Below are 12723 nucleotides of genomic sequence, written 5' to 3' on the forward strand. Positions count from 1 at the left end.
TTATATTTTATTGACATCTTTGATAGAAGTGTTATACTATATAACAAGCTACTCATTGTTTTAAATCAAACCTGTTATGATTTAAGATAATGAGGCCCCACATACCACGTTGCCTGCTGAGCATGACTCCGGGTTTCGTGGTTCTTTTTTTGTAATAAATTTACTATCAGAAAGTTAAGATCAGATGAATATTGAAACATTGGAAAAAGAAAATCATTTTCCGGCATCGGGAAAAAATCATGTTGTCTTGTTTGAACCGCAAATTCCTGCCAACACCGGCAATATTGCCCGAACCTGTGCAGCAACCAACAGTCCTCTCCATATTATCCGTCCCATGGGCTTTCCTATTGATGATAAGAAAATGAAGCGGGCAGGTCTTGATTACTGGGATAAGCTGGATGTGCATTTGTATGACAGTCTCAAAGACTTTATGGACAGCTGTTCTGGCCGGCTGCACTTGATTACAAAATTTGCTGAGAAAACCTATTCAGATGAAAATTATGATGATACTGAGAATCATTACTTTATGTTTGGCCGTGAGGATAAGGGGTTGCCGGAAACTTTTATGCGGCAGTACGCTGAACAAGCACTGCGCATTCCTATGAATGATCAGCATGTCAGGAGCCTTAATCTGTCAAATGCGGTTTGCATGATTGTTTATGAAGCATTGCGCCAGCAGCAATTCACTGGTCTGGAGCTCAGTCATATTTATGATGCTGATAAATTAAAATAAAACTGCCTGTCCTTACTTTTTAGTATTCCTAATAAATGTATGAAAAAAGATTGCTCCTTGCATCAAGCAGGAACAATCTTTTTTGGCATTATTGGCAGATTTTTTGGAGATGAAGTTCAATTCGTCCAGCTTTCCTAAGCAGTTTAATAGTGTTTAATTAACTTTGATGCTGCCAGTATTAGCTTTCATGCTTAACTGATTTTTGGAGATGCCGCCTCTTAAGACATTGTCTGAAATGTTAAGATCACCAATATCTGTTTTAGCGTTGACAACTGTATCTTTAAGGCTTTTCGCAGATAAAACAATTTCGGTATCGCCAACATTATTATCCAAACTGACAGTTCCCAGAACGGTAAGATTTTCAGCAACAATATTACCCGTATTAGTTTTTCCTTCAATATTAGTCAAAGTACTGTTATTAAGATAAATATTACCGACATTGTTGGCAATACGTCCCTTAGCCAGTTTGCTGTTTTTAATAAACAGATCATTTGTGCTGCCCTGCAGATTAACGTCTGAAATTGTTTGATTTTCAATACTGATATTGCCGACTTTATTGCTGATAGCAACTTTTTTCAAGAGCAGATTTTCAGGCACAGTCAAAGTCACTGTGCGGCTGTCATTTCTATGAAGCCAGTCAGAGAGATCGCTTAATTTGAAAAATTCAATAGTAAAGATATTGGAAGGTCTATTTTGTTTTAGGGATAGCCTGCCCTTAGTAAAACGGTAAGAAATATTTTCTTTAGGTTTTTCGCAGTAAGTCAGCTTAAAATGCTTATCTGCAGAGGTCTTGATTTTGATATCCTTAAAGTTAAAATCAAAGTCCAGTACTTGAACATTGTCTAACTGAATTTCCTTTTTTTGAGCCGCTTCATTATAGCTTTGCAGCTTTTCGAGACCGTCGGATGACAGACCAAAGCCTAGTAAAACCAGTCCTAAAATGCTTAAAACCAGTCCGACTATTAAAGTGATTCTGAATGATTTTTTCATGATTTATAACCTCGCTTTGCAATCCACTGGCTGAATTTCAGAAAGATAAATTTAAATAATCGAGCCAGTAAAATAGTAGCAGCTGCAAACAGCAGGCTTACACCGAGTGACAGAAGACTAGCTCCTAGACTAAGATTCAGGGTTGCTAAAGAACCGGACAGCTTTGTGACTGCTTCCCAAAGAAAAGAAAGACTTAAAACAAAACCAACGAAACTAAAACTGGCAGTAATTAAAACGGCTGACATGGCAGTAACGATGATGGCAAAAATAACACTCAGCGCTGCGATAGTTAGGGGCAGAGCCATCGGTGCTGCTAGGACAGCTAAGACTGTGAGCCAAATGGTTTGTTTGGGATTGTTGCCGATCAAGTGATTTTTTTCGATAAGCTGGCTTAAAATATCATGGGCAGCCTCCTTAGGACTTCCTAATTCCCTGATAATTTCTTCTTCCCTCTCAGGACCCGCTTCCTCAAAATATTCCCTAAAATAATCCATTGCTTCTTCATAATCAGCCTGCGGCAGTCTTCTTAAATAATGCTCTAACTGACTGAGATATTCAGTTTTTGTCATGACGAATTCTCCCTTCTACAATACCATCAATAGTCGTTTTATAAACCGACCATTCCTTAGTCAGGTAAACGAGATGCTGCTTGCCGGAATCAGTTAGACGATAATACTTTCGTCGCCGTCCTTGATGTTCTTGAGTGTAAGTTGTTAAATATCCTGCCTTTTCTAACTTTTTCAATATGGGATATAAGGTAGATTCTTTGATACTGGCAATCAGTTTAATGGTTTGACTGATATCATAACCATAGGAATCATGCTTACTGACGATAGCTAAGATCAAGTATTCTATTAGCAGGGCTGAAACAGGATAATACATTCAGTCACCTCTATATATAAATATTTTATATATAAAATATATACCTATTCAATCATTTTGTCAAGAGCTTTAGAGGGTTGGCTGAAAAACTTAAAAATAAGTAAAAAAACTTGTTATTGCTTCTGTTTTTTGGTATGCTAGAAGTGTCTTCAGGGCAGGGTGAGATTCCCGACCGGCGGTGACAAAGACGATCATTTTTCAATAGAACAGTGAATCAAAGATAATATTGAACTATATCAAGATGAGCTAATGATCTATTGAAGAAAAAGAGATCTTTGAAGTCCGCGAGCGAAAGCTGATGTGGTGAGATTCCGCAACCGACAGTAAAGTCTGGATGGGAGAAGACAAAGGGTTTTTGTGCATGGCATTTTATACTCTTTGGAGCTTCTTTCGATTTGTAAAAATTGGAGGAATTTTTTTATGAAAAAAACACAAATTTTGGCTATCATTGCGGTTTTATCGGCACTTTCTTTTGTGCTCATGATTTTCAATTTTCCCATTGTTCCGGGAGTTGATTTTCTAAAGCTTGATTTTAGCATCATTCCAATATTGTTAGGATTAGTGCTGTTTGATCTACGGAGTGCTTATGCGATTTTGCTGTTCAGGTCACTGCTGAAACTGCTGCTGGATAATGGCGGCCCCGGCGGCATTATTGGTCTGCCCATGAATATGGCAGCGCTGGGTGCCTTTGTGTTAGCATTTGGCTTGATTTGGAAGAACAGGGAAGAAAAAAGAGCATTTGTTATTGCCAGTGCTGTCGGAACAGTTGCAATGACAGCGATTATGCTAGTCCTTAACTATATCTATGCGATTCCGCTTTATGCTAAGTTCGCCGGATTTGATATTGCTAAATTCATTGGTATCGGAAAATACTTGGTCAATATGGTCGTTCCCTTTAATCTTCTTGAAGGAATCATTTTTGCAGTCAGCTTTGCTGTCATTTATGTGGCAGCCAAGCCGATTTTGAAAAATTATAAAATTTATGAAAAATAAACAACTTTATCTTTTAGGAGCCTCCTTTGCTGCCCTGCTCTTTTTTATGCTGGGCTATGTCGTTAAATTTTATCCTGATGTTTTAAAGGCTTTTGACAGCAGTATGCAGGGGGCAGTGCGCGGCGATTTGCCTAAGAATGCAACGATGTTTTTTAAAGCAGTAACTCAGCTGGGACATGAAGTCTATATTTTTGTTTATGTCTTTCTTATTGCTTTACTCTGCTATTTTTGGAAAAAATGGAAGGCAGAAGCTTACTTTTTAGCTGGCAATCTCATTTTAATGAGTATTTTTTCGACAGCTTTTAAATATTTGTATAGTCGTGCAAGACCTGATCTTTACTATCTCATTGAAAAGCCGATGGGAGCTTCTTTTCCAAGCTGGCATGCGGCATCAACCATGATTGTTGCTCTAAGCTTGGCCGTTATTGTTCAGCAACGGATGACAAAAGAAGTACCTAAGCGGATTGTACAGACAATACTGATTCTCTTGGCGGTCTTAACAGCGCTGTCACGGATTTATTTGGGAGTTCATTACCCTTCTGACATAGTAGGAGGCTGGCTGCTTGCCGCTGCTATTTCAGCCTTTGTCTATCCTTTTTACGATCAAAAGCGCTTTGAATGGCGTTTTCAAGGCCGGCAGAAGTAGCATCAAAACTGATAATAATAGTTAAAAAGAGCTGTTTACCATTGTCTATAGAACAGTTCTTTTTGCTTAAAAAATGCCAGTAATGACAGCGGTTCATGTTATAATAAAATCAATAAACAAAACTTTATTTAAAAAAATAGATTAAAAACTTCCTTAGGGCTTTGTGCAGCTGTATTAGCAGCTTTAGCCGCAAAGCAATCTAACAAATTAAAAGGAGAACGTATGAAAATGGGCAAGCACCACCATCATCATGGCCATCACCACGATGTCTCTAATCAGTCAACGACTCGAATTTTTATTGCTTTTATGTCCAATTTTGTCTTTGCTATTATTGAGATGATTTTTGGCGGTATTTTTAATTCCAGTGCTATTTTGGCCGATTCTGTTCATGACTTTGGCGATGCCTTGGCTATTGGCTTGTCTTATTATTTTGAACGGCTATCCAAGCGCAGAAGCGATTATCAATACACTCTAGGCTACTGGCGTTTCAGTCTCTTAGGAGCTTTAATGACGGCGGTTATTCTTATTATCGGATCTGCCTTGGTTCTATTTGAAAATGTTCAAAAAATAATGCACCCTGAACCAGTTAATTATAATGGGATGCTGGTTCTAGGCTTGATTGCTATTGCAGTCAATATTGTGGCCAGCCGTGTTTTAAATGGTGACGAATCCGAGCATGAATCTATTTTAAGCCTGCATTTTCTTGAAGATATTTTAGGTTGGGTGGCTGTTATTATTGTTTCATTGGTTTTGAGAGTGACAGATTGGTATATTCTTGATCCACTCCTGTCGGTGGCTATTGCACTCTTTATTTTAAGTCAGGCTCTGCCTAAATTTATCAGAAACCTATCTGTATTTTTGGAACGTGCTCCCGGGAATTGTGATATTCAGCAGTTAGAAAGGGAAATCCTGGCTCTGGAATGGGTTCAGGCCATCAATCAATTTAATCTTTGGTCTTTAGACGGCCGAAAAAATATTGCCATGATTCACCTGCTGGTTTCCCCTGACTGCAACGAACAGCTCCTGAAAGACCGAGTGCATCATCTTTTTCAGACCCATCATATTGTGGAGTCGGCTGTTGAATGCGACCATTCTACCTTTCAGCACCTGCACCACAGTCCTTATATAAAAAATAATTTAAAAATGAATCATAATAGCTATGAATAAACGTTACAATACTCTAAATGCCTATTATCGCCGTCTTTTTGGCGAAAAAATTTTTAAAGTGCCCATTGATGCTGGCTTTGACTGTCCTAATCGTGATGGAACGGTAGCTCACGGCGGCTGTACTTTTTGCACCGTTTCAGGCTCTGGTGACGCTATCGTGGCGCCAGAGGCACCGATTCGCGAGCAATTTTACAAAGAAATAGATTTCATGCACCGCAAGTGGCCGGAGGTTAAAAAGTATCTGGTCTATTTTCAAAATTTCACCAATACACACGATAAAGTCGAGGTGATTCGTGAACGTTATGAACAGGCAATCAACGAACCTGGTGTGGTCGGCATCAATATCGGAACCCGCCCCGACTGTCTGCCAGATGAGACCTTGGCCTATTTGGCTGAATTGTCCGAACGCATGCACGTTACCTTAGAGCTGGGGCTCCAGACGACTTATGAGGAAACCTCAGCTCTGATTAATCGGGCCCATTCTTATGAGCTTTATGTGGAAACTGTCAAGCGGGTGCGGGAGCAGGCGCCAAAAATCGAGATTGTCTCCCACTTGATCAACGGACTTCCGGGTGAAAGCCACGAGATGATGCTGGAAAATGTTCGCCGCTGTGTGACGGATAATGATATTCAAGGCATCAAGCTCCACCTCCTGCATCTTATGACCAACACCCGCATGCAGAGGGACTATCACGAGGGGCGCCTGCAGCTGCTCAGCCAAGAAGACTATGTCTCCATCATCTGCGATCAGCTGGAAATTATCCCGAAAGATATTGTCATTCATCGGATTACCGGTGATGCTCCCAGAGAGATGCTGATTGGTCCCATGTGGAGTCTTAACAAGTGGGAAGTGCTAAATGCCATTGATCAGGAAATGGAGCGACGGGGGTCTTACCAGGGCTGCTGCTTGGAGGAAAACTTATGATTAAACGCCCCATCCACCTCTCCCATGACTTTTTGGCAGAGGTTCTGGACAAGGATAGCATTGCGGTGGATGCCACAATGGGAAATGGCAATGATACGGCCTTTCTGGCCGGATTGGCCAAGACAGTCTATGCCTTTGACGTTCAGGAAGAAGCCTTATGCAAAACGCAAAAGCGGCTGGAGCAGTTGGGTCTTGATAACGTCCAACTCATTTTAGATGGGCATCAAAATATTGATAAATATGTAAATGAGCCTATCTGCGCAGCTATTTTCAATTTGGGTTACTTACCAAGTGCAGATAAATCAATTATTACCAAACCTGATACGACGCTTGAAGCTATTCAGAAAATTTTGGATAGGTTGGAATCTGGCGGCCGTATGGCCATTATGATCTATCATGGGCACGAAGGCGGAAACAGTGAAAAAGAGGCTGTTCTGAACTATGTCAAACAGCTGCCCCAGAAAGCCTTTACCGCCATGTGCTACCAGCCCCTTAATCAGATTAATACACCGCCATTTTTGGTGATGGTGGAGAAGTTGAAGTAGTCTAAAGCCCCAAGAGGGCTTTTTTGATGTCTATATTTATTTATCTTTCAAAAATAACTATTTTTGAAATATAAATGAAATATTTATGAAATTTTTCTGTACAATTAGCTATTCTTTTGTTATAATTTTGAAAATATTATAAAAAGGAAATAAAGATGCGAAAGAATCATGGTCTTCTGTCAACTATAGGTATAGTTCTTTTTAGTGTTATTTTTTTAGCAGATGGCGAAAACAAGGTGAGTGCCGATGAATCCAATAATGTTGCTACACCTGTAACAGTGACACCCATTGCTTCAGAGACGAGCGGAGCAACTGTTGCTTCTACAGAAGCCTACACTAACAATTCATCTCTTAATCAGTCAATCTCAAATGCCTCTAATGAAGGTCTGCAGGTTGTTGAGACACCAGAGCAGACGTATAATGAACAGTCTTTGATAAATGAAGATTATAGCAATCAGGCTCAAGCTATCCAAAAGGTTACAGATAAATACAGGCAAGATAAGGCAAATTATGAAAGCCAAGCAAAAGCTTATCAAGACTATGTAACTAAGGAAGCTAAATATCAAAAGGATCTAGCTGCTTATCAGGCTAATCAAGAAGAGCAAAAACGTTATCAGAAAGACTTGGCTGCTTATCAAGTTGAGGAGAAGGAGTACCAGCTAGAAAAAGCAGCTTATGAAGAACGTCTTTCACAGGCCCAGGCCAACACAGTCAAAAAAGGAAATCTCAGCCGAGTTCAGGCACAGTATTTAATTTTTAAGAGTGAACCAAACGCTACAGTCAGTTTTGAAGGAGTTGATAAATTTTTTGCTCCTAATTATCCTTTTGGTACAGATTTGGCAGGAATCAGTTATAACTTTTCAGACATTCCTCTGACTTCCAAGCCAAGCTTAGCTAAAGGTGTTGGCAGTGCTACAGCAGCAGGCAGCGGAGACGGCTATGGTCTTATCCTAGAAAAAGGCAAGCCAATTTCAGTTATTTATCGTAATCTTGAGAAAAGCTCCTATAATGGACGTCCTATTAAAAAAGTTGTCTACACCTACGAGCTGACATCGACTTTTTCGGCAGACAATGTCGCTACAGCCTTTATTTATACTGACCCTACGAAGACTATTTATGTTGGTACTTCAGGAGTTAATAGAGGTCAAGTTGATTTTAATATTCACCAAACTATTACTTACTACTATGATGAAAAAGAAAGAGTTGTTTTTGCTCCGAGAACGACAGCTTTAATTTCCTTTGCTTCACGGAATAACTCCTTTAGTATCGGTGAACAGGAGTATGTTAGACTAGGTCAAGGCATGACCTTCATTCCGATAACGGGCTCGTCTGTCACAGGCCAGGATAACTATGTTGCCTCACGTGGCAGCAATGATCTCGTGGCGGACGGTTCTAGCTTTGATAGGGATGACTGGGACAAAGACGGCAGTCTCAATGAGTACTATGGAGCTGGAGTCGCTCAGGTTACTGGGGCAGCTATTGCCTTTGATTTTGGCATTCATTATCAGGCTGATGCTATTGCAAAATCGAGTCGAGCACAGGGACTTAGAAATAATTCTAGGCAGTGGTTCTCCGTTAATTCAGACATTAAGGCGGGCGGCATTTTTAATGAGACGCTCAGACCTGCTCCGATCGCCCCAGCTCGGCCCTTGGTTCTTAAGAAACCGCTGGCACCTAACCGCGTGATGAGGCCTCTGGCTATCGTTACACCCATTATTTTTTACCATCAAAACCGCTATCAGGCTCCAGCTGTATCACCCAAGAAAGCTTCAAAAACAGAAGCCTCACCTAAAAAAGTATCAATCATTACACGCTCTACATATGATGATCGCATCCCAGTTGCCTACACCTATGCTAGGCCGATAAGTAAAGTGAGAGGACAGGTAATTCGATATGGGCAATCTTATCGAAAAATTTTCAGCTACCCAGCTCCTGTTCCTATTAGAACAGTCACTAATAAGCAGACCAGCAAATCAAAAGCATCAGCACTAAGACCCCTATCACTGGTTGACAAAGAGATCCGTGAAAGAAACATTAAAAAGAATACCGGTCTTTCAATGCAAGACTATAACGAGCTAATGGCTTATATGAAAGATGTAGCCAAAATGGCTCAGAAAAAGTACGGTAAAAAGAATAAGGCTAAGATTAACCAAGCCATTGCCAATGCGATAGCTGGGATTAGCTATTCAACATCAAAATCGGAAAGTGCGATCAATGACTTCAACACTGTTAATTATCAAAATAGTAAATATTTTGATAATGTACGTCGTATAGTGAACAGTAATCATAAAAGTAAAAATTCAACAATAGACCTTGCCCATCTCATGATGCCCATAGCAACAAGCTATTCCAGCGGTTTCCTAAAAGATGCGGCCAAATGGGGCATGACTTTACCGGGAGGGCTGCTGCATTCACTGGATGGCAAGGAAACCTTCTTTTGGTTAAACTCTTATACAGGTGACAAGTACACCAATCTCAATTCAAAGGACAAGATAAGCGATCAAGATGCCTACATTATCTGGAAATCTTTAGAAAATGATAACAACTATCTGTATGAGTCCTTTGACCGCCTCTATAGTTCTGACTTTGACAGGGACAGCAAACTGTACGAAGCTATTAGTGGAGGCAGGCAGGAAGCCGGCCGGCTTAACTTTAAACTCAACAATGATTTAGCGACCCTGACTCTTGGAACAGCAGCGATTGTCGGCCTTTTCTATCTGGGGAAGGCAAAAGAAAAAATTTCTCAAGCCTATAAAAAAGTGAAATCTGGCACTAAGAAGGTTGTCAATAAGATAAAGACAGTCACTAAAAAGGCTATCAAGAAGGTTAAGGCCATCAGCAAAAAGATCGTTCATAGGGCTAAAAGACTAACTAAGTCGGTTATGGCTAAAACCAAAACTCTTGCTAAAAAGGCGGTTCATACTGTAAAATTAGCTAGAAAAAAGATTGTTAAAGGAATCAAACGGGTTAGACAAAGGATTGTCAGACAAGTCCGAAAAGTTAGCCGGTCAGTGATTAAGAGGGTCAAAAGACCTGTACGAAGAATCATTAGACGGGTCCATAGAGTTGTCCGTAGGGTTAGAACCTTTGCCAGAAGAGCTGTCCGTCAGCTTAGACGTGCGGTAAGACCTCTTATTCGTAGGGTACGGCGATACATTCCTAGGTTCTTTAGACGGTCTAGATCAGTCCGTAGAGGAAGGAGACGCCGATGATCCGAAAAATCCCTCAAAAAGTTAGAGACTGGCTCCGTCTCCTCTTCTTTCTCGGCTGTCTCTTGGTCTATACCAAAATCAATCTCCATGAATACACTATTTATTACTATATTCATTCAGCTAAAACTGATAAAAGCCAGACGCCGGCTATTGTAATCAGATATCTCAATACTGTCACGGAACCCAAGAGGGAACAGAATGGGAAATTTTATTATACCAATGATGGAAGTAATGGTATCCAATATGAAGAAACACAGACTACCAGTATGTTATTTAGTGAAGGAGAACGCAAACTTGACTATATGAGGTACTCGTTTAGTATAAGTAATAATAATACTGAATCAACTTATTACCTAGATGAAAATCTAAAGGTGAGGAGAAAATATGTTTCCTCAAACGATGAACTAACAGAAAAAAAGAAAGTCATGGTTGGAGATCAAAAAATAGTAGATCAAGGCATTCAAACTCTGATTCAACCTATCTTAAAAGAGCGCGTTCATCCACCCATTTTCTTTAATCTTCAGTGGCTCTACGATTGGTTATACCAAGAAGGTCAGTAGAGAAGCTTATTGAAGAGATAGCACATTCATAGATAAAGAGCACCATAATCTCTCTGCAAGGCACTGTTACTAAAGAGACTATGGTGCTTTTTATTTATGAAAGTTCTGGTTTAATAAAGAAGCGCTCCTCATCAATAGGAATAATTTTTACATGATTGTCGTAGAAGTTTGACAGAACTTCCTGAGTGATAATATCTTCTTTTTTGCCCTGAGCAACAATTTTTCCTTCCTTTAGGAGAAGAATGTGATCCATAGTACGGGTGATTTCCTCAGCATGGTGAGTCACATAGAGGATCAAAGGCGCATGCGGCAGTTTAGCAATCATATCAACTTGCTGCAGCAGTTTTTCACGGGCAAAGAGATCAAGACCGCTTGTTGCTTCATCCAAGATGATAATTTCAGGATCTTCCATCAGGCTGCGGGCAATGAGAAGGAGCTGTTTTTCGCCCTGAGACAGACTGGCATAGGAGCGGCCGAGCAGGTGTTCTCCGCCGATAGCTCTCAGCATATCACGCGCTTCATCCAGCTCCTTATCACCGTAAGCCTTATAAAGGATGCTGGATTTGTATTTTCCGGTCAGGACAATTTTTTCGGCCAGCATATTTTTCGGCAGGCGCTCAGCAATAAAAGAGCCGACAACACCAATTTTAGTCCGCATATCGGGAATGTTTCCCTGGCCGAATTTAGTGTCCAAAACTTCAACCTTCCCTTCTGAAGACCAGTATTCGGCCATAATCAGTTTTAACAAGGTTGTCTTACCGGAACCGTTGAGTCCCAAAATGGCCCAATGTTCTCCCTTATTAACCTGCCAGTTAAGATTGCTGAGCAAGGTTTTGCCCTGTCTTTTCAAGGTTACATGTTCCATGGAAATAAGTGCCATCTTTTACCTCTTTGTCCTTTAATTGTTATTTATTATAACACAAAAATATGATAAAATAAGCGCAAAAGGAGAGATTATGTTTAAGAACAACAGACTATTCTTTTGGACAGTAGAGGTTTTGCTGCTGACCCTGATTCTTTTTATCTGGCGGCAGATGGGAAGTCTCCTCAGCCCCTTTTTCAGTGTTGCTAAGACCTTCTTTATGCCCTTTTTGCTGGGCGGTTTTCTTTATTATATTACCAATCCTGCTGTTACTTTCTTAGAAAAACGTCTTAAGATGAAGCGGATTTGGGCGATTGTCATTATCTTTGCGGCTTTAATTTCCTTACTGGTCTTCTCGATTACCAGCCTGATTCCTAATTTAATTAATCAGCTGACGGATCTGATATCAGCCAGTCAGAATATTTATGTGGGACTGCAGGATTTATTCAATGAATGGAAAGACAATCCGGCCTTTAAAAATATTGATATTAACGCTCTTTTGAAACAATTCAACCTGTCTTATGTGGATATTTTGGAAAATGTTCTCAACAGTGTGACAGTCAGTGTTTCCAGTATCGTTTTCATGATTACAAATACCGTGATGATATTGATTCTCACACCGGTTATTTTATTTTATCTGTTAAAGGATGGTGAAGGGCTGCTGCCTATGCTGGAGCGCTCTATTCTGAAGAATGACACCCATGATATCAGTAAGCTTATGGGACAGATGAATAAGACGATTTCACGCTATATCAGCGGTGTTGCGATTGATGCGGCCTTTATCTTTGTCTTTGCTCTCATTGGCTATCATTTCATGGGTATTCAGTATGCCTTTCTCTTTGCCTTGGTTGCCGGGGTCACCAATGTTGTTCCTTATGTCGGTCCTTATCTGGGATTGACGCCCGTTATTTTAGCTTATGTTGTCAGTGATCCTAAAAAAATGATTATCGCTATTATTTACATCATGACCCTGCAGCAGATTGACGGCAATATTGTTTATCCGCGTGTTGTTGGCAGCACCATGAAAATCCATCCTTTGACCATTATGGTGCTTTTAGTCCTAGGCGGCAATATTGCAGGGCTTGTCGGCATGTTAGTTGCAGTACCGGCTTATGCTATTATCAAGGAAATCGTAAAATTCATCGCTGGTGTTTATGAGTATCACAAGAAAAACAAAATTGTGTTATAATAGACTGACTATATATCAT

General features: G+C 40.2%; 13 protein-coding genes and 1 riboswitch. Of the genes, 9 read left to right on the forward strand and 4 right to left on the reverse strand.

All coding sequences use genetic code 11. The features are described from left to right. Positions 1 to 184: 184 nt before the first annotated feature. The gene (gene trmL / locus SRA_RS02150) at positions 185 to 733 is read left to right on the forward strand and encodes a tRNA (uridine(34)/cytosine(34)/5-carboxymethylaminomethyluridine(34)-2'-O)-methyltransferase TrmL (RefSeq protein ID WP_003087104.1); all 549 of its coding nucleotides are present in this window, start codon (positions 185 to 187) and stop codon (positions 731 to 733) included. Positions 734 to 886: 153 nt separating this feature from the next. On the opposite strand, the gene SRA_RS02155 is transcribed toward trmL, so the two are convergent. From SRA_RS02155 to SRA_RS02165, 3 genes are read right to left on the reverse strand one after another with little or no spacing between them, the layout of a single operon-like run. Further along, positions 887 to 1723: a DUF4097 family beta strand repeat-containing protein gene (locus SRA_RS02155; protein ID WP_003087118.1), complete on the reverse strand. Its 837-nt coding sequence runs from the start codon at positions 1721 to 1723 to the stop codon at positions 887 to 889. Continuing rightward, complete coding sequence (locus SRA_RS02160) at positions 1720 to 2292, reverse strand: DUF1700 domain-containing protein (RefSeq protein WP_003087119.1); 573 nt, start codon at positions 2290 to 2292, stop codon at positions 1720 to 1722. The genes SRA_RS02155 and SRA_RS02160 overlap by 4 nt, the downstream gene beginning before the upstream one ends. Next, positions 2279 to 2605, reverse strand: coding sequence for a PadR family transcriptional regulator (locus SRA_RS02165; RefSeq protein ID WP_003087122.1), 327 nt, complete (start codon positions 2603 to 2605; stop codon positions 2279 to 2281). Before SRA_RS02165 ends, SRA_RS02160 begins: the two co-directional genes overlap by 14 nt. Before the next feature lie 141 nt (positions 2606 to 2746). Then, positions 2747 to 2955, forward strand: a riboswitch (FMN riboswitch). Positions 2956 to 2998: 43 nt separating this feature from the next. Here SRA_RS02165 and SRA_RS02170 point away from each other — a divergent pair. From SRA_RS02170 to SRA_RS02200, 7 genes are all read left to right on the forward strand, one after another. Further along, positions 2999 to 3598 (forward strand): ECF transporter S component, encoded by a 600-nt coding sequence (locus SRA_RS02170; RefSeq protein ID WP_302048530.1) that lies wholly within the window; start codon positions 2999 to 3001, stop codon positions 3596 to 3598. Then, a complete protein-coding gene (locus tag SRA_RS02175; protein ID WP_003087128.1) occupies positions 3588 to 4244 on the forward strand; it encodes a phosphatase PAP2 family protein in 657 nt (218 codons plus the stop codon). Before SRA_RS02170 ends, SRA_RS02175 begins: the two co-directional genes overlap by 11 nt. A 228-nt stretch (positions 4245 to 4472) precedes the next feature. Further along, on the forward strand, positions 4473 to 5411 hold the full coding sequence (locus SRA_RS02180) for a cation diffusion facilitator family transporter (protein ID WP_003087133.1): 939 nt from the start codon (positions 4473 to 4475) through the stop codon (positions 5409 to 5411). Next, positions 5404 to 6336 (forward strand): tRNA modification radical SAM protein MnmL/YtqA, encoded by a 933-nt coding sequence (gene mnmL, locus SRA_RS02185; protein WP_003087136.1) that lies wholly within the window; start codon positions 5404 to 5406, stop codon positions 6334 to 6336. The genes SRA_RS02180 and mnmL overlap by 8 nt, the downstream gene beginning before the upstream one ends. Then, positions 6333 to 6881 carry a tRNA 5-(aminomethyl)-2-thiouridylate-methyltransferase MnmM gene (gene mnmM / locus SRA_RS02190; RefSeq protein WP_003087139.1) on the forward strand — a complete coding sequence of 183 codons (549 nt, stop codon included), beginning with the start codon at positions 6333 to 6335 and terminating at the stop codon, positions 6879 to 6881. The genes mnmL and mnmM overlap by 4 nt, the downstream gene beginning before the upstream one ends. A 155-nt stretch (positions 6882 to 7036) precedes the next feature. Beyond that, a complete protein-coding gene (locus SRA_RS02195) occupies positions 7037 to 10093 on the forward strand; it encodes a GbpC/Spa domain-containing protein (protein ID WP_003087142.1) in 3057 nt (1018 codons plus the stop codon). Then, positions 10090 to 10653: a hypothetical protein gene (locus SRA_RS02200; RefSeq protein WP_003087143.1), complete on the forward strand. Its 564-nt coding sequence runs from the start codon at positions 10090 to 10092 to the stop codon at positions 10651 to 10653. Before SRA_RS02195 ends, SRA_RS02200 begins: the two co-directional genes overlap by 4 nt. 94 nt (positions 10654 to 10747) lie before the next feature. On the opposite strand, the gene SRA_RS02205 is transcribed toward SRA_RS02200, so the two are convergent. Next, positions 10748 to 11533: an ABC transporter ATP-binding protein gene (locus SRA_RS02205; protein WP_003087145.1), complete on the reverse strand. Its 786-nt coding sequence runs from the start codon at positions 11531 to 11533 to the stop codon at positions 10748 to 10750. 76 nt (positions 11534 to 11609) lie between these two features. Between SRA_RS02205 and SRA_RS02210 the strand changes: the two genes are divergently transcribed. Then, positions 11610 to 12704: an AI-2E family transporter gene (locus tag SRA_RS02210; RefSeq protein ID WP_003087148.1), complete on the forward strand. Its 1095-nt coding sequence runs from the start codon at positions 11610 to 11612 to the stop codon at positions 12702 to 12704. Positions 12705 to 12723: the final 19 nt, after the last annotated feature.

Origin of the sequence: Streptococcus ratti FA-1 = DSM 20564, assembly GCF_000286075.1 — a bacterium.
Classification (GTDB): Bacteria; Bacillota; Bacilli; order Lactobacillales; family Streptococcaceae; genus Streptococcus; species Streptococcus ratti.